General features: G+C 36.2%; 19 protein-coding genes, 1 riboswitch and 2 other annotated features. Of the genes, 17 read left to right on the forward strand and 2 right to left on the reverse strand.

Annotated elements, in window-relative coordinates:
- Positions 1-166 precede the first annotated feature (166 nt).
- Entirely contained in the window at positions 167-913 is a 747-nt protein-coding gene (locus tag HZF24_RS17720; protein ID WP_179239708.1) for a YebC/PmpR family DNA-binding transcriptional regulator, read from the forward strand.
- Positions 914-1,001: 88 nt separating this feature from the next.
- Here the strand turns inward: HZF24_RS17720 and HZF24_RS17725 are convergent, their stop codons facing one another.
- A complete protein-coding gene (locus HZF24_RS17725; RefSeq protein WP_179239709.1) occupies positions 1,002-1,574 on the reverse strand; it encodes a manganese efflux pump MntP in 573 nt (190 codons plus the stop codon).
- Between the two features lie 322 nt (positions 1,575-1,896).
- Here HZF24_RS17725 and HZF24_RS17730 point away from each other — a divergent pair, with 322 nt between their 5' ends.
- From HZF24_RS17730 to HZF24_RS17775, 9 genes are all read left to right on the forward strand, one after another.
- Positions 1,897-3,447 carry a glutamate synthase-related protein gene (locus HZF24_RS17730; RefSeq protein ID WP_179239710.1) on the forward strand — a complete coding sequence of 517 codons (1,551 nt, stop codon included), beginning with the start codon at positions 1,897-1,899 and terminating at the stop codon, positions 3,445-3,447.
- A gap of 60 nt (positions 3,448-3,507) precedes the next feature.
- Complete coding sequence (gene prxU / locus HZF24_RS19135) at positions 3,508-4,227, forward strand: thioredoxin-dependent peroxiredoxin (protein WP_246346183.1); 720 nt, start codon at positions 3,508-3,510, stop codon at positions 4,225-4,227.
- Positions 4,228-4,375: 148 nt separating this feature from the next.
- Positions 4,376-5,212, forward strand: coding sequence for a 4Fe-4S binding protein (locus HZF24_RS17745; RefSeq protein ID WP_179239712.1), 837 nt, complete (start codon positions 4,376-4,378; stop codon positions 5,210-5,212).
- A complete protein-coding gene (locus tag HZF24_RS17750) occupies positions 5,209-6,066 on the forward strand; it encodes an ATP-binding protein (protein WP_179239713.1) in 858 nt (285 codons plus the stop codon). Before HZF24_RS17745 ends, HZF24_RS17750 begins: the two co-directional genes overlap by 4 nt.
- Before the next feature lie 5 nt (positions 6,067-6,071).
- Positions 6,072-6,917, forward strand: coding sequence for an Mrp/NBP35 family ATP-binding protein (locus HZF24_RS17755; protein ID WP_179239714.1), 846 nt, complete (start codon positions 6,072-6,074; stop codon positions 6,915-6,917).
- Positions 6,914-7,270: a NifB/NifX family molybdenum-iron cluster-binding protein gene (locus HZF24_RS17760; RefSeq protein ID WP_179239715.1), complete on the forward strand. Its 357-nt coding sequence runs from the start codon at positions 6,914-6,916 to the stop codon at positions 7,268-7,270. Before HZF24_RS17755 ends, HZF24_RS17760 begins: the two co-directional genes overlap by 4 nt.
- Before the next feature lie 14 nt (positions 7,271-7,284).
- Positions 7,285-7,659: a DUF134 domain-containing protein gene (locus HZF24_RS17765; protein WP_179239716.1), complete on the forward strand. Its 375-nt coding sequence runs from the start codon at positions 7,285-7,287 to the stop codon at positions 7,657-7,659.
- 126 nt (positions 7,660-7,785) lie between these two features.
- Positions 7,786-8,010 (forward strand): DUF5320 domain-containing protein, encoded by a 225-nt coding sequence (locus tag HZF24_RS17770; protein ID WP_179239717.1) that lies wholly within the window; start codon positions 7,786-7,788, stop codon positions 8,008-8,010.
- A gap of 16 nt (positions 8,011-8,026) precedes the next feature.
- Entirely contained in the window at positions 8,027-8,386 is a 360-nt protein-coding gene (locus HZF24_RS17775) for a NifB/NifX family molybdenum-iron cluster-binding protein (protein ID WP_179239718.1), read from the forward strand.
- On the opposite strand, the gene HZF24_RS17780 is transcribed toward HZF24_RS17775, so the two are convergent.
- Positions 8,387-9,535 carry a YibE/F family protein gene (locus HZF24_RS17780; RefSeq protein ID WP_179239719.1) on the reverse strand — a complete coding sequence of 383 codons (1,149 nt, stop codon included), beginning with the start codon at positions 9,533-9,535 and terminating at the stop codon, positions 8,387-8,389.
- A gap of 142 nt (positions 9,536-9,677) precedes the next feature.
- Positions 9,678-9,883 (forward strand) — a binding site (T-box leader).
- Positions 9,884-9,952: 69 nt separating this feature from the next.
- Between HZF24_RS17780 and leuS the strand changes: the two genes are divergently transcribed.
- The 7 genes from leuS (at position 9,953) to HZF24_RS17815 (ending at position 22,846) form a co-directional block, all read left to right on the forward strand.
- Positions 9,953-12,364, forward strand: a complete 2,412-nt coding sequence (gene leuS / locus HZF24_RS17785; RefSeq protein ID WP_179239720.1) for a leucine--tRNA ligase — start codon at positions 9,953-9,955, stop codon at positions 12,362-12,364.
- Between the two features lie 296 nt (positions 12,365-12,660).
- Positions 12,661-12,747: riboswitch (cyclic di-GMP riboswitch) on the forward strand.
- Between the two features lie 217 nt (positions 12,748-12,964).
- A complete protein-coding gene (locus HZF24_RS17790; RefSeq protein ID WP_179239721.1) occupies positions 12,965-13,894 on the forward strand; it encodes a helix-turn-helix domain-containing protein in 930 nt (309 codons plus the stop codon).
- A gap of 286 nt (positions 13,895-14,180) precedes the next feature.
- Positions 14,181-19,304: a SpaA isopeptide-forming pilin-related protein gene (locus tag HZF24_RS17795; protein ID WP_179239722.1), complete on the forward strand. Its 5,124-nt coding sequence runs from the start codon at positions 14,181-14,183 to the stop codon at positions 19,302-19,304.
- Positions 19,305-19,348: 44 nt separating this feature from the next.
- Positions 19,349-20,026, forward strand: coding sequence for a class D sortase (locus HZF24_RS17800; protein WP_179239723.1), 678 nt, complete (start codon positions 19,349-19,351; stop codon positions 20,024-20,026).
- A gap of 96 nt (positions 20,027-20,122) precedes the next feature.
- Positions 20,123-20,629, forward strand: coding sequence for a GAF domain-containing protein (locus tag HZF24_RS17805; RefSeq protein WP_179239724.1), 507 nt, complete (start codon positions 20,123-20,125; stop codon positions 20,627-20,629).
- A gap of 58 nt (positions 20,630-20,687) precedes the next feature.
- Positions 20,688-21,374 (forward strand): DUF4397 domain-containing protein, encoded by a 687-nt coding sequence (locus HZF24_RS17810; protein ID WP_179239725.1) that lies wholly within the window; start codon positions 20,688-20,690, stop codon positions 21,372-21,374.
- A 62-nt stretch (positions 21,375-21,436) separates the two neighbouring features.
- Positions 21,437-21,672: a binding site (T-box leader), on the forward strand.
- A 175-nt stretch (positions 21,673-21,847) separates the two neighbouring features.
- Complete coding sequence (locus HZF24_RS17815) at positions 21,848-22,846, forward strand: ABC transporter substrate-binding protein (protein ID WP_179239726.1); 999 nt, start codon at positions 21,848-21,850, stop codon at positions 22,844-22,846.
- Positions 22,847-22,920: the final 74 nt, after the last annotated feature.

Below are 22,920 nucleotides of genomic sequence, written 5' to 3' on the forward strand. Positions count from 1 at the left end.
AAAAGTTATTATTATGGAACAACAATACATTTTAACAGAGTTAAAAAAAGTGTTTCATTTTAACTTGCATTTAGCGATGGAAAAATTATATTATAAAATATTTGAAATAAATATTATTGTATGATAAAATATCTCGTTAAAATTGATAAGGTAGGAGGAGGTTAATATGTCAGGACATTCAAAATGGTCTAATATAAAGAATCGTAAAGGAAAGCAGGATGCATTAAAGGGCAAAATATTTACTAAATTGGCAAGAGCTATAACCGTTGCCGTAAGAGAAGGTGGCGCTGATGCCGACTATAATTCATCATTAGCAACCGCAATAGAAAAAGCAAAGGCGCAAAATATGCCAAATGATAATATCGACAGAGCAATTAAGGCAGGCCTGGCGGCAGCATCAGGCGAAAACTATGAGACCATCACTTATGAGGGATACGGACCGAGCGGTACTGCTTTTATGGTTCAATGCTTGACAGACAATAAAAACCGTACAGCAGCAGATATCAGACATTATTTTTCAAAAAACAACGGAAATTTGGGAACAACAGGATGCGTAGGATATTTGTTTGACAGAAAAGGTGTGATATTCATAGACCAAAATGATGGTATCGATGAAGAAACATTGATGATGGCTGCTTTAGATGTCGGTGCGGAGGATTTCGAAACTCAGGATGACAGCTATGAAATTACGACAGCACCCGAAGATTTCATAAAAGTATTAAACGGTTTAAAGGAAGCAGGATATGAAAACTTAAAAGGAGATATCATGTATATTCCGCAAACCTATGTAAAGGTAGAGGATGAAGAAAATGTTAAATTCCTTAACCGCCTGATAGAATCACTAGAAGACAGCGACGACGTTCAGGAAGTTTACCACAACTGGGATGAGCCTGAAGAAGAGGATGAAGAATAATTTTATAAAATCTTAATTAACGTGTATTTATATATAATTTAAATTTAGCACTTACTTAAATGTAGGTGCTTTTTTATAAAGTAAAAATCTATCCCAGAGTATGTTCCAAAAAAATCTTAATACCTATAAAAATAAGTATTGCTCCGCCTAATATTTCAGCTTTCTGTTTAAACATTTCACCGCATTTTTTTCCCAGATAAGATCCCATTAATGAAGTAATAAATGTTATAATTCCGATAGACAAAACAGCACTTAATATATTAACCTTCATAACCGCAAATCCGATTCCTACCGCAAAAGCATCTATGCTTGTTGCAATTGCCTGTAATATCAGTGTTTTAAAGGTAAGTATTTTATCACCGGTCAGGCAGGACTCAGGGCAATTATACTCTTTTACTGCTTCAATTATCATCTTTCCTCCAATAATTGAAAGTAAAATCAATGCGATCCAGTGGTCTAAGAATAAAACAGCTTCACTGAAAAGTGATCCCGCAAGAAAGCCGAGTAAAGGCATGATTGCCTGAAAAAAACCAAATGCAAAGGCAGTTGACAAGATATCTTTTTTATTGTATTTTGAATAACACATACCGTTGGAAATTGAAACGGCACATGCATCCATTGACAATCCAATGGATGTAAAAAAAAGTGTAATTACGCTCATCAGACATTATTCTCCGTTTAAATATCTTGACATTATATCAAAATATAAGTCGAATAACAAGTATTATAACGCCTAAAATAATAATTATCAAATTTTTAACAAAAAGTATTGCTTCATTAATATTTATAATGTATAATGAGAGACAAACGATAGTTTGACAATTAACAAACATAAAAATGTTAGCTAATAATTTTTTATATTGCCGGTACCGGATTTAATTGGTGCCGGTCTTTTTTTCTATATTAATTATTGACATATACCCCTTATAGGAATATAATTTGTATAAAGGTGACATATGTCAAAAATATATGGAGGTAACAATATGAGTTATAGTCCACCGCTTGGTAGTACAATAAGCCATACAAAACTTAGAACTCCTGAAAACGTTTCTAAATTCTCGGGAATGTGTGCGGTATGTACTTCAAATTGTATCGGTACTTGTGAAATAGGTTTGTCTGCTTTAAGAGGTTCCGAAGCGATTTACCCCTTTGAAACTGATATAAACCAATTTGCTTCAGAAAAAAAATATCCACTCGATTTTTCTCATTTTAATATTAACGGCAGGGTGTTCGGAGCATTAGGATGTGAGATAAACGCAGAGGCAGCTACATTTCCAAAGACTGACATTAAGACATACTTTGGAAAGAAAAATAAGATTGAAATTTCCGCCCCTTTTATATTGCCTGCAATGGCTAAATTAAATTGGAAAGACTATTTTGCAGGTGCGGCTATGGCTGGTGTATTGGTAGTCATAGGGGAGGATGTGGTTGCAAAGGATAAAAATTTAGTGCTGAAAAATGGCAAAGTTGTTTCATCTCCTCTTATTGACGAAATGGTAAATTCATTCAGACAATACTACAGAGGATTAGGAGATATTGTTCTTCAGGCAAATTATGATGATGAAAACCTAGGTGTACTTGATTATGCAATTACAAAGTTAGGCGTTAAATCGGTAGAACTTAAATTTGGTCAGGCAGCTAAAGGTATACAGGGAATGGGCAGGGTTAAGGATATAAATGACGCTTTGAAGTTTAAAAAGATGGGATATTTATTATACCCTGATCCTGAAGATCCGAAAATTTCCGAAAATTACTTGAAGGGTAAGGGTCAAATATTTGAAAAAATCGGGAAGCTCCCCATGTGGGACGAAGAAATACTTGTAAATCGTGTACACAAATTGAGGGAATTAGGAGCCGAGCATGTTTGCTTTAAAACAGGACCTTTCGATTTAAAGGATTTAGTGAGAATATTAAAGATAGCAGCGGAGGCAGAAGTAGATTTAGTAACATTTGACGGCGCGGGAGGAGGCAGCGGAAACAGTCCCGCTAAGATGATGAACGAATGGGGCATCCCTACTGTTTATTTGGAAAGCATGCTTCATAATATATTAAAAAGAATGTATATAAAAGAGTATAAATTGCCGCAGGTTGCAATAGCAGGCGGATTTGCTACAGAAGACCAAATTTTCAAGGGATTGGCTCTCGGTGCTCCATATATTAACTTTGTTGCAATAGGCAGAGCGGCAATGGCAGCTGCTATGACAGGCAGACAAATAGATGAATTAATTAAAAAGGGAGCACTTCCAAAAGATTATCAACGCTTCGGAGAATCAAAAGAAGATGTTTTCTCTGATATACGAGAATTAAAGCTATATTATGAAAATGCATCAGATATATCAGGGGGAGCCATCGGAGTGTATTCATATATTAACAGAATTTCAGCAGGATTAAAGCAACTAATGGCATTAAACCGGAAATTCAAGTTAGAGTATATAGACAGAAGTGATATTATTGCTATGACAGAGCTTTCGGCTCAAGTAAGCGGCATAGATACATATGATGATATATTAGTAAGAGAATTAAACAACCTTTAACAGTTTAAATTGGATATTATTGGGTATAAGTTTGAAAGATTTAAAGAAAGGAGGCAAGCTATGGAAGAAGTAAAAGTAGGTTGCGCAGTAACACCGGAAGTGGAGGAAGTTACTGCAACAGTTAAAACAGAACCCTTTAATGCAAATGAACTTAAGGAGGAAAAGAAAATGATTAAAGTTGGAAGACCGGCGCCAAATTTCAAAGCGCAGGCATTTTTTCAGGGAAAATTCGTAAACGTTAGTTTGGAAGATTACAAAGGTAAATGGGTATATTTATGTTTCTACCCGGGAGACTTTACATTTGTCTGAGCTACGGAAGTAGCAGCAGTTGCTGCTAAAAACAATGAATTCGAAGAATTAGGAGCTCAAGTATTATCCTGCAGCGTTGATTCGGTATTTACCCATAAAGTATGGAACGATAGTGAATTATCCAAGATGATAGACGGAGATATTCCGTTTCCTATGCTATCAGATCAAAATGGAGAAATAGGAAAAATGTACGGTATTTATGATGAAGTAGGAGGTACCGAAACAAGAGGCAGGTTTATTATAGATCCTGATGGTATAGTTCAGGGCTTTGAGGTATTGACACCTCCTGTAGGCAGAAATGTATCAGAAGGAATTCGACAATTAAAGGCATACCAGCTCGTTAGAAAAACAGGTGGGGCAGAAGTAACACCATCGGGTTGGAAACCGGGCAAGAAAACATTAAAACCGGGACCTGGCTTAGTAGGCAATGTGTGGAAGGAATGGACAGTTAAAGATGCCTTTGACGAATAAATAAAAGTTATTAATTTGAGCCATCAATTCGAGTCATACTTTTATGAATTGATGGCTTTTCAGATTTATAGTTATTGACAGAGGAAGGTAATTGGAATATAATTCTGTTATAGACATATGTCATAAACTGTAGATATTGAGGTAGGCTATGAAAATTGCTGTGTTAAGCGGTAAAGGAGGAACGGGAAAAACTTTAATTTCAGTTAATTTATCCGCGACTTCGATGGATTCATATTATATTGATTGTGATGTTGAAGAACCAAACGGACATTTGTTTTTTAAACCGAAAAGTATAGAAACAGAAACTGTAAATGTTAGAATTCCTGAAATAAATCAAAGTTTATGCAATGGATGCAGGAAATGTGTAGATTTCTGTAAGTTTAATGCATTAGCGTATATAAAGAATAAAATAATTTTATTTGATGAAATATGCCATTCATGTGGAGGGTGTTCAATTATATGTCCAACAGAAGCTATTGTTGAAAAAGATAGAGCTATTGGAAAAATCCAATCGGGAATATCAGAGAAAGTTCATGTAATAACAGGAATTTTAAATACCGGAGAGGAATCGGGAGTTAATATAATAAAAAATATGCTAAACAAGAAAATAGGCGATAAAAAGCCTATATTTATAGATTGTCCTCCAGGCAGTAGTTGTAGTTTAATGGAAAGCATAAAGGATGCTGATTATTGTATATTGATTGCAGAACCAACGGTGTTTGGCGCACATAATTTAAATATGATATATAAGCTTGTTAATTTATACAAAAAACCTTTTAGTGTAATAATAAACAAAAGTATAGAGAGAGAAAACCCGTCCGAAGCCTTTTGCAAAAAAAACAATATTAAGATTATTGAAAAAATTCCATTCGATATAGAATTGGGCAAAATAAATTCTGATGGTTTAATTGCAGTCAGGGAAAATAGTAAATATAGAGATTACTTTAATAATTTACTTGAAAAAGTAATGCAGGAGGTACTATGAAACAGCTGTTAATTCTCAGCGGCAAAGGCGGTACAGGCAAAACAACCGTAGCAAGTGCTTTTGTAAGGCTGTCTGCAGCTAAAGCATATGCAGATTGTGATGTGGATGCCCCTAACCTGCATTTAGTAATAAAGCATAAAAAAAACCCTTACATTAGTGATTACTATGGTATGAAAAAAGCAGAAATAGATATTAATAATTGTATTGAATGTGGTTTATGTATTGCAAATTGTAGGTTTGGCGCTATTAGTAAAAACTACACAATAAATATTTACGAATGCGAAGGGTGCGGAGTATGTGAATATATCTGCCCATCTTCTGCAATTACAATGAAGGATTTTAAAGCGGGAGATTTGATGTTATACAATGATGATGCTGTTTTTTCAACAGCAGAACTTAAAATGGGCAGCGGCAATTCGGGTAAATTAGTGTCTGAAGTTAAAAAGCAGTTGAGAGAAAATACAAAAGCAGATTTTGCTGTGATTGACGGCTCTCCTGGTATCGGTTGTCCTGTCATTTCATCCATAAGCGGTGCTAATATGGTTTTAATTGTTGCAGAGCCATCTGTTTCAGGAGTAAGTGATATGGTACGGATAATAGAAACAGCGAGAACATTTAAAACAAAAATAGCTGTTTGTATTAATAAATATGATATTAATGAAGAAATGTGTGATATAATTAAACAGTATTGCAAAAATAACAGCATTGAATTAACAGGAAAAATTCCGTTTGATATAAAAGCTGTTGAAGCAATTAACAATGGTGTAACTATTGTTGATATAGATTGTGCTGCTAAACAAGCCGTACAGGAAGTTTATAATAATACTATCAAAATTTTAAATAATCAGGAGTAATTTAAATGAGCGAAAATTGCAATTCAAGCTGCAGTTCATGCAATCAAGACTGTAGCAGCAGAACAGAACCGAGTGAATTCTTGGAAAAACCCCATGAATTAAGTAACATCAAAAAGGTTATCGGTGTTGTGAGCGGCAAGGGCGGTGTGGGTAAATCATTAGTTACTTCAATGCTTGCTGTTACTATGAACAGGAGAAATCATAATGTTGCCGTTTTAGATGCAGACATTACAGGACCATCAATTCCAAAAGCATTTGGTGTAAAAGAAAAAGCAAAAAGTAATGGCATGGGGATAATACCGTTAAAAACAAAGACAGGTATAGAAATAATGTCGGTAAATTTATTGCTGGAGAATGATACGGACCCTGTTATTTGGAGAGGACCTATTGTGGCAGGAGTAGTAAAACAGTTTTGGACTGAAGTTATTTGGGAAAATGTTGATTATATGTTCGTTGATATGCCTCCCGGAACCGGGGATGTCCCTTTGACTGTCTTTCAATCTCTTCCTGTAGATGGCATAATTGTGGTAACTTCACCACAGGAATTAGTTTCAATGATTGTTGAAAAGGCGGTTAAAATGGCAGAAAGCATGAACATACCAATTATAGGTGTTGTGGAAAATATGTCATATTTTAAATGTACCGAATGCGATAAGGAACATAAGATTTTCGGTGAAAGCAACATTGAAGAAATCACAAAGAAACATAATATTGAAGTTTTAGCGAAGCTTCCCATAGATTCAAAGATAGCATCATCTATTGACAAGGGTTTAGTCGAATTAATCGATGATAAAGCATTTAATAATATAGCTGCAATTTTAGAAAATGATGAATGGAGGAGAAATAAATGAAAATAGCAGTTGCCAGTGAAAACAATATGGTGACAGAACACTTTGGACATTGCATTAATTTTAATATTTATGAGACTGAAAATAAAAGCATTACAAACAGTCAATCAATTGACAATCCGGGACATAAACCGGGATTTTTACCCAACTTTTTAAATGATTTAGGAGTAAATGTTATTATTTCAGGAGGAATGGGAGCCGGAGCTATCGATATATTTAACGATAAGGGAATTGAAGTGATAACAGGTGCTAAAGGTGAAGCAAAAGAAGCAGTTGAGCAATATCTTAGGGGGAATCTTAAATCATCAGCTTCAGTTTGTAACGAACATATGCATCATGGAGATTGTGGAGAATAATAAGGAGAGTTATTATGGCAAGACCTAGAAAATGGAGAAATGTGTGCTGCCTTCCTGACCGCAATGAATTTGGTCCGTTGGATTCCCTCAATCAAGAAATAATGTTTGTAAATATGACTGTTGATGAGTATGAAACAATCAGGTTAATTGATTTAGAAGGATTGTCTCAGGAAGAATGTTCATCACAAATGAATGTAGCACGTACGACAGTCCAAGGAATTTATAGCGAGGCAAGGAAGAAGATCGCAGAGTCGTTAGTAAACGGTAAAGTTTTGAGAATAGAAGGTGGAAACTATAAGCTTTGTGACGGAGAAGGTGAATCTTGTATCAGGGGCAGATGTCACAGGAACAGATGTGGCATTAAGATGGAAGAACAGAATAATAAATAACGATGACTTTGTCATCAATCTGAGCGCTTACGCGCTCTTTTTTTAAAATAATTATTGACATATGTCAATAAGGGTGTATAATAGTACTATAAATGACATATGTCGAAAATAAAAAGGAGGGATAACATGCCTGGAAGATATGGTGCAAGACCTATGTACAGAGGATTTGGCTACGGCAGAGGACTTGGTTACGATAGAGGATTCTGCAGAGATGGTTTTAGAAAAAGCGGTTGTTTCGGTTACAGAATTGGTTACAGCAATGAATCAAGGAAAGAATTTCTTCAAGATCAAAAAGATTTTCTTAAAGGACGACTTGAAGAAATTGATGCTGAATTAGAAAAATTAAATTAGTTTTCGGGAGGATTAAATGAAAATAGCATTACCTGCAGGTGAAAAGAATATGAATTCCGATGTTTACGAATCATATGGAAGATCGCCTTACATTTTTATGTATAATTCGGTAACAAAGGAAAGTGAATTTTTAGATAACAGTGCTGTTCTAAATCAAGGAGCAGCCGGAATAAGAGTTTCACAGGTTGTAGCTGACAATGGTGTCAAAGTGTTAATAGCGCCAAGATGCGGAGAAAATGCTCAGAAAATATTAAATAATGCCGAAGTACTGATTTATCAATCAGTACCCGGCACATTGCAGCATAATATTAATGAATATTTTTCGGATAATCTAAAGCTGTTAAATGACTTTCATCCGGGATTTCATGGTAAATAATTATTTGCTGAATATATAAGCTGAGAACAAGGAAGTAATGGGAATTGCGAACAACAGTCCCATGCTTCCTATTATTGCCTGCAAGAATTCATATATTATCATTTCAAGATTTAGAAGATGTAACAAATCATTGTTGTAAACAACCATCAAAAGTACAACCGACAGGGAGCTGCCGATATAAGCCAGAACTAAAGTGTTTGTCATGGTACCGATTGAATCCTGCCCGATATTTATACCCGATTTTAAAAATATATTAAATTTTTTGTTTTCAATATTTTCAGCAAGCTCATTGACTGCTGAAGAAATTGACATGGAAATATCCATTACCGCTCCCAAAGAACCGATTACAATACCGCTCCACAGAATTGCTTTCAGGTTCAATGGATTTTCAGGATTTATCATCAATAAAAACATTGAATCCTGATCAATCATACCGGTTAAATTAAGCATGTTGCTTATAACATAGGACAGAATTCCCGCTGTGGCAAGTCCGCCTAAATTACCGATAATGGCACACAATGTTTTCTTGTGCACACCATGAATTATTAACAGGCTTGATAATATTATAAACACACATATAACAATTGAAGAAATATATATATTCCTTCCGTTTAAAATTGAAGGTATAAAAACCATAAATATTGAAAGGAATGTAATAGTCAAAGAAATTATTGTATTGATTCCTTTCTTTCGGCAAATCAATATAAGCATAGCAAAGAATATAATAGTAAGCTTGATGATCGAATTTATTCTTTGATATTCAATGAAGGTCCACTCAGTTTCTTCTATATTTGTTCTTGAGTTAAGCTCTGCAATAAGTACTGCATCTCCGATTTCTATTTCCTTTGGATTAATCTCTATTGATTCATCTATATATTGAAAAGCCTCAACATTGCTGTTGTCCGAATTTTTATCATTCAATCTCGCGGTAAATCTGACTGTCCTGGATGTCATCAATTCATATCCATAATCAATTTCTTCTTCGGTTATTTCGTTAATAGCCAATACTTCCGCCTTGTACGTCTTTACATCCTGATGCTGAAACAAATCAAGCTTGTTCATTCTGTATCCGGTAGTTATAAATAAAACAGAAATTATTAGCGTTATAGTATAAACAACTGTGCTTTTGGTTAATTTAAAATTTAACATAAGTAACTCCAATACATAATATAATACATGATATAATAAAAAATTCTATCACAAACTATCAATATAATCAAATTTTATTTGGAAACTAAAAAATTGTTATTGCAATAAAAAAATTGTTCTGATATAATACGTAGAAAGTCAATAAATTACTGTGATTGGAAGTAGTAGGCTTGAAAATATTTTAAGAGAGCTGCCGTTTGGTGAGAGGCAGTAATATTAGAGCTGAACTCGTCCATGAGTATTTGAAGCGAATAAAGTAGTTTCAAACGGATGAAACCGTTATTAAAATTAAGTGAGGCAGTTGATGCCTAATTTGGGTGGTACCGCGGATATAGCTTCGTCCCAGCAGGGAGGGAGTTTTTTTATTTGTTGCATTCCCTTGAGAAACCCAAAATATATAATAATTCGGAGGACATAATGAAGACATATAATCCAAGCGCCATAGAGAAAAAATGGCAGGAAGTATGGGAGAAAAATGAAACTTTTAAAGCAGATGATAATTCAGACAAAAAGAAATTTTACGGACTGGTGGAATTCCCATACCCATCGGGAGTAGGTCTGCACGTAGGACACATACGTGCCTATACATCACTTGAAGTAATCAGCAGAAAAAGGAGATTGGAAGGATACAATGTGCTTTTCCCCATAGGTTGGGATGCATTCGGACTTCCTACGGAAAATTATGCAATTCAGACGGGCATACATCCAAGAGAAGTAACAGACAGAAACATAAAGGTGTTTACCCAGCAGTTAAAGGCAGCAGGATACTCCTTTGACTGGTCAAGAACTGTTGATACAACAGATCCCGAGTATTATAAATGGACTCAGTGGATATTCCTGCAGATGTTTAAGCACGGCTTGGCATTCAAGGACAAATCATACGTAAATTTTTGTAATCACTGCAAGGTTGTTCTTGCAAACGAGGATTCACAGAACGGTGTATGCGACCGCTGCGGAGAGCAAGTTGTACAACTGGAAAAGGACGTTTGGTTCTTAAAAATAAGAGAATATGCAGATAAGCTTTTAGACGGATTAAATGAGGTTAATTATCTACCGAGAATCAGATTAGAGCAGGAAAACTGGATAGGACGTTCTTATGGTGCAGAGGTTGATTTCAAATTAAAGGACGCCGAAGATAAATTAAGAGTATACACAACCAGACCGGACACATTGTTTGGAGCAACATTTATGGTTATTGCTCCCGAACATCCTTATCTGGAAAAATACCACGACAGAATTACAAACATGAATGAAATCCACGCATATCAGGAGCAGTCAAGAAGAAAGACAGAATTTGAAAGAGTTCAATTGGCAAAGGATAAAACAGGCGTGGAAATCAAAGGTCTTACAGCAATAAATCCTGTTTCCGGTGAAGAGATTCCGATATGGGTTGCAGATTATGTAATGATGGGCTACGGAACAGGAGCCATAATGGCTGTTCCGGGGCACGATACCCGTGACTGGGAGTTTGCAAAAAAATTTAGCATACCTATAATAGAAGTAATAGGTGGTGGAAACATTGAGGAAGAAGCATTCACCGATGTTGAAGACGGTATATTGGTAAATTCGGGTATGTTAAACGGTCTAAGAGTAAAAGAAGCAATAGCAAAAATAATCGATTATTTAAAAGAAAATAATTTAGGTGAATCGAAAACCAACTATAAAATGAAGGATTGGGCGTTCAACAGGCAAAGATATTGGGGAGAGCCTATTCCAATAATCCATTGCCCTCACTGTGGTATGGTTCCCGTGCCTGAAGAGGAGCTGCCGCTTACTCTACCTGAGGTTGAGAAATATCACCCTACAGAAACAGGAGAATCACCACTGGCAAATATACCTGAATGGGTTAATGTAAAATGCCCTGTATGCGGAGAGGATGCAAGAAGAGAAACCGATACTATGCCTCAGTGGGCGGGGTCATCATGGTATTTCTTGAGATATATAGACCCTCGTAATAAAGAAGCAATAGCTTCAGATGAAAAGTTCAAATACTGGGGTCCTATTGACTGGTACAACGGCGGCATGGAGCATGTTACGAGACATTTGATTTATTCGAGATTCTGGCACAGATTCCTGTTTGATATCGGAGCAGTACCCTTCAAGGAGCCGTATGCTAAGCGTACCGCTCAGGGCCTGATACTCGGCTCGGACGGTGAAAAAATGTCCAAATCAAGAGGAAATGTTGTTAATCCAAACGACATCATCGAAGAATTCGGGGCAGATACACTCAGAACATACATTATGTTTATAGGCGACTATGAAAAATATGCTATATGGAACGATGCAAGCGTAAAGGGATGCAGAAGATTCCTTGACAGAGCATGGAAGATGCAGGAAATGGTAACAGACGAATCAGGCTATTCAGAAAAGCATACGACGCTGATGCATAAAACAATCAAAAAAGTAACAGAAGATTATGAAGCAATGAAATACAACACTGCCATTGCCGCAATGATGAGCTTTGTAAACGAAATAACTTCAGACGGCTATATAACCCGTGATGAATTTAAAACATTCATAACATTGTTGAACCCTGTTGCTCCTCACATAACAGAAGAAATCTGGGAGGAAATGAATTTTGGCGGCATGTTAAACCAAGCAGGATGGCCGACATGGGACGAAGAAAAAACAGTAGATGATGTTATAGAATTACCTGTTCAGATAAGCGGTAAAGTAAGAGGTAAAATCGTGTTGCCGAAGGATGCCGATGTGGAAACCGCAAGAAAACTGGCAACAGATGATGAAAACATCAACAAGTATCTTGAAGGCAAAAATATAATCAAAGAAATCTATGTTGCAGGCAAAATTTACAACATAGTGGTTAAATAATATAAAAGCTGCAATTACAACAAGAACGAGCAATTTATCTGCTCGTTCAGGCTGCTGAAAAAGTCCCCCTGCATCGTTGCCGTTCATCCGGTCAATCCTCACGTATGTCTAATACGCTGCGGTTGCCCGTCTTCCGGCGCCTTGCAGGATGAACTTTTTCAGCAGCCTATCATCTTGATGACTTTGTCATCAATCTGAACGATCAATTTGTTTGCTCGTTTTTATAAATTTTTAATAAATATATAAAAAGATGATTGATTGTGTTTTATTGTGGTATAATATCATTCGTATTGAAGAATATTTTTAGGCAAACTTCTCCAAAGAGAAGGACGCAAAGCATGAAGTCTAAGGAATGTTAATTCTATGATGGTTCGGCCGCTTATTAATAGCGGTCTTTTTTTTAGCCGTATTTGGTTGGTAACAATTGTTCTATATAAAACATTTCCAGAATATAATAAAATATCTTAATATTTGGTATTTTCAAATGCTTCGAAAAACAAAAATTTCGAATATAAATATAATGTTTTAAAACTTCCGGATACGGCTTAACCGTCTACATATATTCAAGCGATACTATAAATCAATTAAGAGAGGGTTAATATGGGACATATAGGTACGATAATTGAAAAATACAGACAAGCCTTAAATATGAGTCGCAAGGAGTTGGCAGAGAATATTTGTTCAGAAAAACATATTTACTTAATTGAAAAAGGGGAACGCTCGCCTTCCGTGAACATGCTCAAATTGCTAGGAGATAGTATGGGGGTTGATTTACTTAAATTTTATCCATATCTTAATTGTGAAAATCCTATGGAAGTACGTAAAAAGATACAGGAATTTAATATGTACAGAGTAAACATAGAATTCGAGCAGCTTAACAAGGTTACTGATGAAGCGGAAGAAATATCGGATTTTAACAAGAGTCCATGGAATCTTGAAATTATGCTGAACCGCCTATATTATAGCTTTTATATTGAAAAGCAGTATGAAGAAACCTCAGCTAAGTTAAGAAATCTATTAGAAGAAGCAGAAGCAGTATATTCGGATGAGATGTTTACGGCAAGTGCATATATGCTCATGGGTTCATGCTGCTTTATCCTGGGAGACAATGATAATGCTAAAAAAGCATCAGAGGCGGCATATAACATTTATCTAAAAAAGCCGGAAGTTGCAATGGATGAAAAGCTGATAACTACGATAATCATAAATGTGTTGGGGCTATATTATGTTAATTGCGAATTTGACAATGTAATCAGCAAGGGAAATGAATTTCTTCGGACCAAGCAACAAATAAATTCATTTGACAGGCTTCATTACGTATATTTTCTTGTGTCATGCTCCTATTATGCCAAAAATCAGCGCAAGGAAGCAATGGAAGTGCTGAAAAAGGCAGCTTATCTCCTTATGCTTGACCATAGACCTACAGATGTCAGCTATATTGCACTGGATCCAAAATTCATTGAAATGCTTGATGACTTAGGCAAGGAATCGGAACTAATACAGGAATTCAGAGAAAAGTATCAGATATAAAAGTATGATGAGTCTGAATCACTAAACTTCGGCGTAAAAAATCTTTGTTAAAAAAAGCTTATGGTTTCATATAAATATAAGTTTTACTGTTTAAAGTAACAATTGTTCCATATATGAAAACGTATATATGTGGTATCATGAAAAATAATTTACTAGTAGAGTTTAATCTTTAAAAATGTTGGTATATATAAAATTATATTAAATATACTAAATTAATTTGTTATTTACAAGCATTTTGCTTTTAAATAAAATATAAAATTAATTTTGAATGAAAGGAGGAAAAGAAATGGAGAAAATAAAAAGAGCAAGGGGTATCAGCCTTGTATTGATGTTCATTATGGTATTTCAGCTGATGATGCCCGTGAATTTTGCTTATGGGGCAGAAAAAATTACAGTGGCGGATATATCAGGGGCAGTAGAGGTATATAAAGGTACTACAAAAATAAATCCTGAACCTGATGGCAGTTATAAAGATATTCCGACGGGGGCTAAGATTAAAATAAACTATGAATTTAAATTGCCAAATGAACCTGATTATACAAGCGGTGATTACATAGAAATCCCTCTGCCCGATAGTTTGAAATTTACAAATTCATCGGGAAATATATTAATGGATGGTGATGTTGTTGCAACTTATTCTATTTCAAATGCTTCTAAAGTAATAAGAATAACTTTTAATGAATTTGTTGAGCAGAAAAGTAACATAGAAGGTAATATAAATTTAGAAGGGACATTTGAGGATGCAGATGAATTAGGTGGAGGCTCTAAAAGTATAGAAATCGAATATGTCGGTACTTTTGATTTTGAATTTGAACCTAAAGAAGTTGACCCGGGCTCAGTAGGAATTACCAAGAGCGGTGTGTATGATCCTGAAACAGGAAAAATCACTTGGACGATAATTGTTAGACCCGATGATCCGGCAGATGTTGTCACGGTTGTTGACACCATTATAGGAACAAACCATGAATTTTTGGGAATCGGTGACGTCACTGTCACTTCCGGTTCAGGTATTGGTGTGGATGTTACATCCCCAAGTGCTATAACCTATGACGGGAATAATAAAATAACTTTTGCTTTAGGATCTATTACAGGTGAACACACAATAACTTTTAAAACAAAACCAAAGGCTGGTGTTTTTGAAGCCGAAGATGGTACATCATTAAGGAAAGAGAGTGTATTGTTTGAAAATGGAGCAATAGTAAAAATAGGAGAAGAAGAGGTTGATAGAACTAAGGCTGAGGTAAATATCGACTGGATACAAAAAAGTGGTAAGCTTGAACCCTCATCCGTAACAAGTTCCCCAGATGGTAATCGTATTATTACATGGACAATCAATGTAAATAATAAAGGGTATACACTCAATACACCTGTTGTTATTACGGATTATATACCGGCAGGATTGACGTTATACGAAGCTCCGGAAGTAACAGTATCAGGCTCTGCAATTGGGTTTTCTTACCTTGCTCCGACGCTTGAAACCAGTGGAGAACATAATGGAAAAACAAAATTAACTATTACATTGGATGATACACTGAACTCCAAAGCGACTATAACCTATCAGACTGAAATTGATGATTGGGAAACCTATTTAATGGATAATAGAACTACAACATTTAAGAATCAGGCATTTCTCACTTGGGATGAAATAATGTACGGGTCTCCTTCGGACATAGGTGAAGTTACGATAATAGGAAGCGGAGGAATTATCAGTAAATCCGCAGAAGCAAAGAGAATATACAATGACAAAAACAACGGAGATTTAATTAATTGGACTGCAGTTGTAAACAGAAACAAAGCTAATATTGAAGGAGAAATCACTTTTACGGACAGTATTCCGGCTGAATTGTCATATGAACTAGGTTCCTTTAAGGTGTTTGATTCATCAAATAATGATGTAACCGGTTCGGTAGGTTCGTTTAGTTTTAGCAGTGGCACCTTAAGATATGTATTTAATATAGATACCTTTAAAACCGGAGCTACATACACAATCAAGTTTACAACAAAAATTATCGATAAAACTAAGCTGTTTGTAAATTCAACCGCTGTTGGGTATTCAAACACGGCAAGAGTGACAGGCAGTGCCATAAATTGGACTAGTACGGGAACTCAATATTTTGAAAGCAAAGTGATAGAAAAATCACGTGTTGGAAACCATGACTACCATACAAAACAAACTACCTGGAAAGTTGTGATTAACCATAATAATTTAACCTTAGAAAATGCTAAATTGGTTGATGTAATTCCGGACGGATGGGAATATGTTCCCGGAAGCTTTGCGATTACAAGTCCAAGCGGTATGCACGCTACGTTGGTTAGAGAAGGTGCATATAATCCTAATCCTACTTATGACAACGCAACTAATAATGAATTAACGTTTAATTTTGGAACAATAGACCAAAGGATCGAAGTTGAATTCAAAACAAAAATTACGGACAGTGCATTGGCAGATAAAGGTACTATACCTTTTACAAACAGGGCGAAATTAACATCTTCTACTTTTCCGGGAATAACACGAGAGGCCACGGCAACAGTTAGTGTCGAAAACCCGATAGTTGAAAAAAATGGTGTGCTGATAAATGATGATGCCATAAAATGGACGGTTCCGATTAATGCAAACAGTATGGAGCTGCTTGGCACAAGTACGGACCCTGATGATGTGTACAAGGGAATTTCCTTGACGGATGTACTGAATAACAGCCTAACATTGGACGTTAGCTCGGTTAAGTTGTACAAAGCGGAGCTTGACAATACCTCCGGTTCTAATCTCACACTTAAAAAGGTTGGAACTGATCCGCTGGTTGCAAGCACTGAATATGTGGTTGAATATGATAAAGCTAAAGACAACACGTTCACATTTACGTTTAAGGAAAAAATAGATTCTCCGTATATATTGGAATTTATCACATCTTTAGATAACAGTGCAAATATAAACAATAAAATTACTCTCAGGGGATCAGGACTTACGGGAGATAAAGCCGAATCCGACATAATAATTAATTTTAACAGAACCGATGCGGCAGCAACAGGAACTAATGGAACCTTGACAGTAAAAAAAGTTGATGAATCCGGTAATCCGCTTAATGGAGCTGAATTCAGAATTTACAGAAAAGATAAGGACGGTAATGTTTATACTGGTAGTGAAAAAACAGGAATAACAGGAACATCAGTCGATGGGGAAATACTTTTTGATAGTCTTCTTTATAAAACATACTTTATTGAAGAAACAGGGGCACCTAAGGGGTATGTGCTTGATACAGAAACTGAAGTAAGAATAATCCATGATGAGAATAAAAATCCTGTTGTTGAGTTCACAAATACAAAAATAATAGAATTTGTCGAATTTACAAAAGCAGATAATTCGTCTACTCCTCAGCCGCTGTCCGGAGCAGAATTTGAGTTGTATGAAATGGATGGAAGCGGTGATTATTCAATATTAAAGGGAACTGTAACAACCGGTACCGATGGAAAAGTTAGATTTGATAATTTATCTGAAGGCAACTATAAGATAATAGAAACTAAATCACCTGTAGGATACGAGGATTTAAGAAAAGAAGTGTTTGTATCCATAGTAAAAGAATCAGACCAAAAAACCGTTACGAAGACCGTAACCGGAGTTAATAGCAGTAATGAACTTGTTAATGAATTGGTTCCTGTTTACGGAAATATTGAACTTGACAAACTGGGGCTGATTCAATACAAAGACGGAAGTTCAATTCCAACATATGTTTTACCAGGTGCAGAGTTCTCTCTCAAAGAGAAAAACGAAAACAGTTTTACACCTGATGGCGGAAGTTCTGTTACTGAACTGACTGCAACCAGTGATATTGATGGAAAGGTTAAATTTGAAAACATACCTGAAGGCGATTATGTAGTAGAGGAAGCATCTGCTCCATTGGGATACACTAAGTCCGATAAAGTTGTAAATGTAAACATTGTGAGAAACAGTGCCAAGTTGGATGAAACTGTTGTTACTTATAGCAGTACAGACACAGGCACAGAGCAGGAAATTGTGAACAAGTCAATAAACATTGAATTCACCAAAGAAGACAGTAATGGTAATCCTCTTGAAGGTGCGGAATTCACATTGTATGAAGCTGACGGAACTACAGTGTTTAAAGGTCCTGTATCAAGCAATGCCGAGGGCAGAGTTGTATTTACAGCTATTCCGGCAGGAACATATACCATTAAAGAAACTAAGGCACCGTCTGGATACAGAGACTTCAATGGAGCTATTGAAGTTGAGGTTAAAGTCGAAGATGAAGGAACTGTAGCAACAGTAACGTTCACTGAAAAAGACAAATCTGATAGTGGTGAAGTAGAAATAGGTGAAGATGGTACATTAGTTGTAACCAACGAAAGAAGACCGAGTCCACCTACCCCTATACCTGTTTACGGAAAAATTGTTATCAAAAAGACAGACGAAGACAAAAAAGTACTTCCGGGTGCTGAATTCACGTTGTACGATGAAGGCGGCAGAGTTGTTGAAAGAGGAGTAACCGGCTCGGACGGAACATTATCCTTTGAGGATTTGGAACCGGGCAGTTATACTATTAAGGAAACAAAAGCACCGGAAGGATATGTGCTGGAAGTAGATGAAAGGGGCGTAACAGTTTCTGCAAACAGAACAAATACGTACACCTTTACAAACAAGAAGGAAGAGCCTAAGAAACCGGGTAGAATTGAGATAGTTAAGGTTGACGAAGAAGGAAGACTTCTTTCGGATGCATGGTTCAGCTTAATTGACGGCAGCGGTACTACTTTAGAAAATGTTGTAACTGTTGACGGTCGTGCGGCATTTGAAGATGTACCTGTAGGCAGATACACGATTAAAGAGGTTCAGGCACCTGAAGGATATGTATTGACAGAACAAGAGGTTAATGTTACTGTAGACAGTGAAGAAACTGTAACGGTAAGATTTGTAAATAAACAATCCGGAACGACGGTTGTTCCTGTTTCGGGCAGAATCACCATAAATAAGGTTAATGAAAACAACATGGCTCTTGCGGGAGCGGAGTTTACTCTCTATAATGAAAATAATGAGATAGTAGGAACTGCCGTATCAGATGCAAGCGGAAGAGTTATATTTGAAAACCTTAAGGATGGCAGATATTTTGTAAGAGAAACGGAAGCACCTGCAGGATACAGAATCGTATCGGACAGCTTGACTGTAAACGTAACTGGCGGAAGCTCACACAGCTACAGATTCAGAAACGTTCCTGATACAGAAGAAATAGACGACCCTGAGATCCCGTTAGGATGGGAAGAAATAGACGACCCCGACGTACCGAGGGATGTTCTCGAATTACCGGATACAGGCTCATTGCTTAACACATGGTTAATGATAACCATCGGTTTAATGCTAATATTCGCAGGACTGTTCTTATTCAGAACGAAGCTTACAAATAATTAAAATATGAAGAGGGGCTAAGCCCCTCTTTTTTAAAAGGTATGGATATGATTAGAAAATATTTGGCTATTGTTTTAATTTTGGCAGGTATTGCTTTTATTGCCATAGGGCTTTATCAGAATTTCAGTACTAAGTATTATCAGGATAAATTAGTGGAAGAATACGACAGGCATATAAGTATGCTTAATTCTGATGAGGAAAAAGAGGATGTTAAAGAACCGGTGCGGGAAGTGGATGCAGTTGAAGAAAATGAAGGCGTAGAAAGTACGGAGGAAGAAGCTTCTGCTGCAGAGGAAGATACACGAAGTCCCGTCGATAAATATCTTGAAGGCAAGGAAATAAGCGGAATTATAGAGATACCTAAATTGAATGTAAGGGCTGCAATACTTGAGGGAACCGATGACAGGGCATTAAAATATACGGTGGGTCATTATCCGGGAACTGCAAATCCCGGTGAGAAAGGAAACAGCGTGCTTCTGGGGCACAGGAATTACCTCTATGCTCATTATTTCAGACGCCTTAATGAATTGAATCCGGGGGATGAAATTATAATCAGAAAGGATTTAGATACGTACACATACATTGTGACGGAATCCTTTGTGGTCAGTCCACAGGACGTATGGGTTCTGGATGATACAGAGGATACTATTGTTACCTTAATTACGTGTACGCCTATTATAACATATACGGACAGATTAATTGTAAGAGGAGCTATTGCGGAATAATTTGCATTCTTTATCAGATATTGATATACTTTGGTGGAAATATTTCAAATCATTTATGATGATGGGAAGAGCTACGATGAGACTAAGGGAGGCAAAATGAACAATATCGAGAAAATTAACTTTGATTCGAAGGATAAATTCTATAATTATTTAAATTTGAAGCTGACAGGTTTGATATGTGAGGAACCGGACTGGCTTGCTAATTTAAGCAATGCATCTGCATTATTGTGGTTATTGATGCATGATATAAACTGGGCGGGATTTTATTTATATAAAAACGGAGAGTTGGTTTTAGGACCATTTCAGGGAAAGCCGGCTTGTACTCACATTTCATTGGGAAAGGGTGTTTGTGGAACTGCTGCTTCTGAATTAAAAACTCAACTGGTTAAGAATGTTCATGAGTTTCCGGGTCATATTGCCTGTGATTCTGCATCTAATTCAGAAATAGTAATCCCGATTTTATCTGACAATAATAAACTAGTAGGTGTGCTTGATATAGACAGCCCAATCCTGCAAAGATTTGATGAAACGGATAAGAAATATTTAGAAAAATTTGTGTCTATTATTGTCAAATATGTTGTATTTCCTGAGAATTTCTCATAAGTGTTTACTGAACATTTACCCCGGAGATTCATATAATATTATGAGAAGGGGTGAGTATATGAATTTTGGAAACAGTACTTACAATGATTATTATAAAAACATGATTTATAGTCAAATGAACAGATGTTTTTGTAACAAATCATTTTTTAAATTGCTGAACACTTATACTGATTGTCCGGTGGACGTACATATTAATGAAATAGTTATGGGAGAAAATATAAAGACAGGCGGTTTTACCAGATATGCACAGTTTAATCCGGGGACTTATCGTATAAAAATTTACGAAACAAATGAACCAAAAAAACTGATATTTGAATCAGATATCAACATTGACAAAAATTTGGCGTACACTGGTGTAATTACAGCCGATGATAACGACAGAACGGATATAAACTTGTTGGTAATTCCGGAGGCAAAGGACAACTACATTAAAGGTGATGTGTCGTCGGTTAAGTTAGCTAATTTGCTTGTGGATGCTCCACCGTCGGAGCTTGTTGCCTCGGATGGAGCTGTATGGTTTTCGGGAATAAATTATGGAGATGTATCAAATAATGTTGTCGTACCCTCCGGAAAGTACAACTTGGAATTGAGAGATAAGAAAAGCAAAAAAAGTGTTGCAAGTATTAGGAATTTTAGTCCGTCAGCTAAAATGCATTATACTATATACTTGGTAGGAAATGCGGAAAAACCCGATATAAAAATAATTGTGCCTGAGGACGGAGTGAATTATTTAGGGTTATGTTGACCATAAATTACCAATTGACAATAACAGAAAATTAGGATAAGATAGCAAACAATATAAAAATTAACAATGCGTTGATGCAGAGAAAGATATTTTAAACAATTACAGAGAGTTGGAAAGGGTGGAAGCCAACATTGAATGAAATATGTAATATTCACTGCGGAGCATGTCTGTTCAACGGAATACCAAGTAGACGGACACGATTGCCTGCGTTACAGGGTTAGAGGTTGTTAGACCTTGAAGAGTGATGATATTTACATATCATAATAAGGGTGGTACCGCGGAAACTTTCGTCCCAATAAGCACAAATGTGTTTATTGGGACTTTTTTATTTTCACTTACAGTATAAGCGACTAACGACAAATTTGATGCATTCCCCTACTTTTGGATGTTTCATTAATTAACGATATTAACTTGGCCAAGTTAAATATAAATTAAAGCTAACAATAATATTATCAAATTATAAGGAGATTATTATGAAACTAAACATTAAAAAATATATGGCAATGGTGCTTTTAGTGCCGGTAATCATGACGGGATGTCAGTCAGAAGAGGCAAACAGTCCCCAGGAGCAAGACAGTACGGATAATTCATACAAAATAGGTATTTCTCAGCTTATGGAGCATCCATCATTGGATCAGTCAAGGGAAGGCTTCGTTGACAGGCTTAAGGAGCTTGGACTTGATGTACAAATAGATTATGTTAATTCTCAGGGAGATGTAAATACTGTGCAGGCTATTGCCGAAAAGTTTGTAAAGGATAAGGTCGATATGATTTATGCCATCGCTACACCACCGGCTCAGGCAGCAAGACAGGCAACAAAGGATACAGGTATCCCCGTGCTTTTCTCGGCAGTAACCGATCCTGTGTTCTCACAGATAGTTGACGGCTTGGACAAAATTGATAATGTAACGGGTCTGAGTAATAAGGTTGAACCCTCGCAAATATTAAAGTCAGTAAAGAATCTGAAGGAAGAGATAAATGTAATAGGTATAATCTATAATATCGGCGAGTCAAATTCCGAAATACAGGTCAAGGAGGTTACTGCTGCTGCGGAGGAATTGGGAATGACGGTTGAAACTGCAGGTATAACAAGTGCCAATGATATTCCTCAGGCTATTAACACCTTAGAGAAAAAAATAGATGTTTTATATATTGTTTCTGATAATACGGTTGCATCATCCATACAGCTAGTTGCTAATCTTTGCATCGAAAAAAAGATAATGACGGTATCTATCGTAGAATCTCAGATATCAGACGGAATACTCATGGTTAACGGATTGAATTACTACGACCACGGCAAGCAGGCAGCAGATATGGCAAAAGCAATATTGGTTGATAAAAAGGATATAAAGGATGTACACGTTGAAAAACCTACAGTACTTAATAAAAAGGTTAATTTAAATACTATGGAAATATTAGGTCTGACAAAGGACAACAAGGCGTTCGAGGGCGCAGAGTTTATAGAGCAATAGAAAGGAAGAAAAACATGAACTCATTAATAATGACATCAATGGAGCAGGGACTGATATTTGCAGTCCTTGCCATA

The organism is Sedimentibacter hydroxybenzoicus DSM 7310 (assembly GCF_013403245.1).
GTDB classification, from domain to species: Bacteria; Bacillota; Clostridia; order Tissierellales; family Sedimentibacteraceae; genus Sedimentibacter; species Sedimentibacter hydroxybenzoicus.

What these genes read in the sequence shown, in the direction of transcription:
- HZF24_RS17720 (WP_179239708.1), top strand. Translation starts at nt 167, where the DNA reads ATGTCAGGACATTCAAAATGGTCTAATATAAAGAATCGTAAAGGAAAG.
- HZF24_RS17725 (WP_179239709.1), bottom strand. Translation starts at nt 1,574, where the DNA reads ATGAGCGTAATTACACTTTTTTTTACATCCATTGGATTGTCAATGGAT.
- HZF24_RS17730 (WP_179239710.1), top strand. Translation starts at nt 1,897, where the DNA reads ATGAGTTATAGTCCACCGCTTGGTAGTACAATAAGCCATACAAAACTT.
- HZF24_RS17745 (WP_179239712.1), top strand. Translation starts at nt 4,376, where the DNA reads ATGAAAATTGCTGTGTTAAGCGGTAAAGGAGGAACGGGAAAAACTTTA.
- HZF24_RS17750 (WP_179239713.1), top strand. Translation starts at nt 5,209, where the DNA reads ATGAAACAGCTGTTAATTCTCAGCGGCAAAGGCGGTACAGGCAAAACA.
- HZF24_RS17755 (WP_179239714.1), top strand. Translation starts at nt 6,072, where the DNA reads ATGAGCGAAAATTGCAATTCAAGCTGCAGTTCATGCAATCAAGACTGT.
- HZF24_RS17760 (WP_179239715.1), top strand. Translation starts at nt 6,914, where the DNA reads ATGAAAATAGCAGTTGCCAGTGAAAACAATATGGTGACAGAACACTTT.
- HZF24_RS17765 (WP_179239716.1), top strand. Translation starts at nt 7,285, where the DNA reads ATGGCAAGACCTAGAAAATGGAGAAATGTGTGCTGCCTTCCTGACCGC.
- HZF24_RS17770 (WP_179239717.1), top strand. Translation starts at nt 7,786, where the DNA reads ATGCCTGGAAGATATGGTGCAAGACCTATGTACAGAGGATTTGGCTAC.
- HZF24_RS17775 (WP_179239718.1), top strand. Translation starts at nt 8,027, where the DNA reads ATGAAAATAGCATTACCTGCAGGTGAAAAGAATATGAATTCCGATGTT.
- HZF24_RS17780 (WP_179239719.1), bottom strand. Translation starts at nt 9,535, where the DNA reads ATGTTAAATTTTAAATTAACCAAAAGCACAGTTGTTTATACTATAACG.
- leuS (WP_179239720.1), top strand. Translation starts at nt 9,953, where the DNA reads ATGAAGACATATAATCCAAGCGCCATAGAGAAAAAATGGCAGGAAGTA.
- HZF24_RS17790 (WP_179239721.1), top strand. Translation starts at nt 12,965, where the DNA reads ATGGGACATATAGGTACGATAATTGAAAAATACAGACAAGCCTTAAAT.
- HZF24_RS17795 (WP_179239722.1), top strand. Translation starts at nt 14,181, where the DNA reads ATGGAGAAAATAAAAAGAGCAAGGGGTATCAGCCTTGTATTGATGTTC.
- HZF24_RS17800 (WP_179239723.1), top strand. Translation starts at nt 19,349, where the DNA reads ATGATTAGAAAATATTTGGCTATTGTTTTAATTTTGGCAGGTATTGCT.
- HZF24_RS17805 (WP_179239724.1), top strand. Translation starts at nt 20,123, where the DNA reads ATGAACAATATCGAGAAAATTAACTTTGATTCGAAGGATAAATTCTAT.
- HZF24_RS17810 (WP_179239725.1), top strand. Translation starts at nt 20,688, where the DNA reads ATGAATTTTGGAAACAGTACTTACAATGATTATTATAAAAACATGATT.
- HZF24_RS17815 (WP_179239726.1), top strand. Translation starts at nt 21,848, where the DNA reads ATGAAACTAAACATTAAAAAATATATGGCAATGGTGCTTTTAGTGCCG.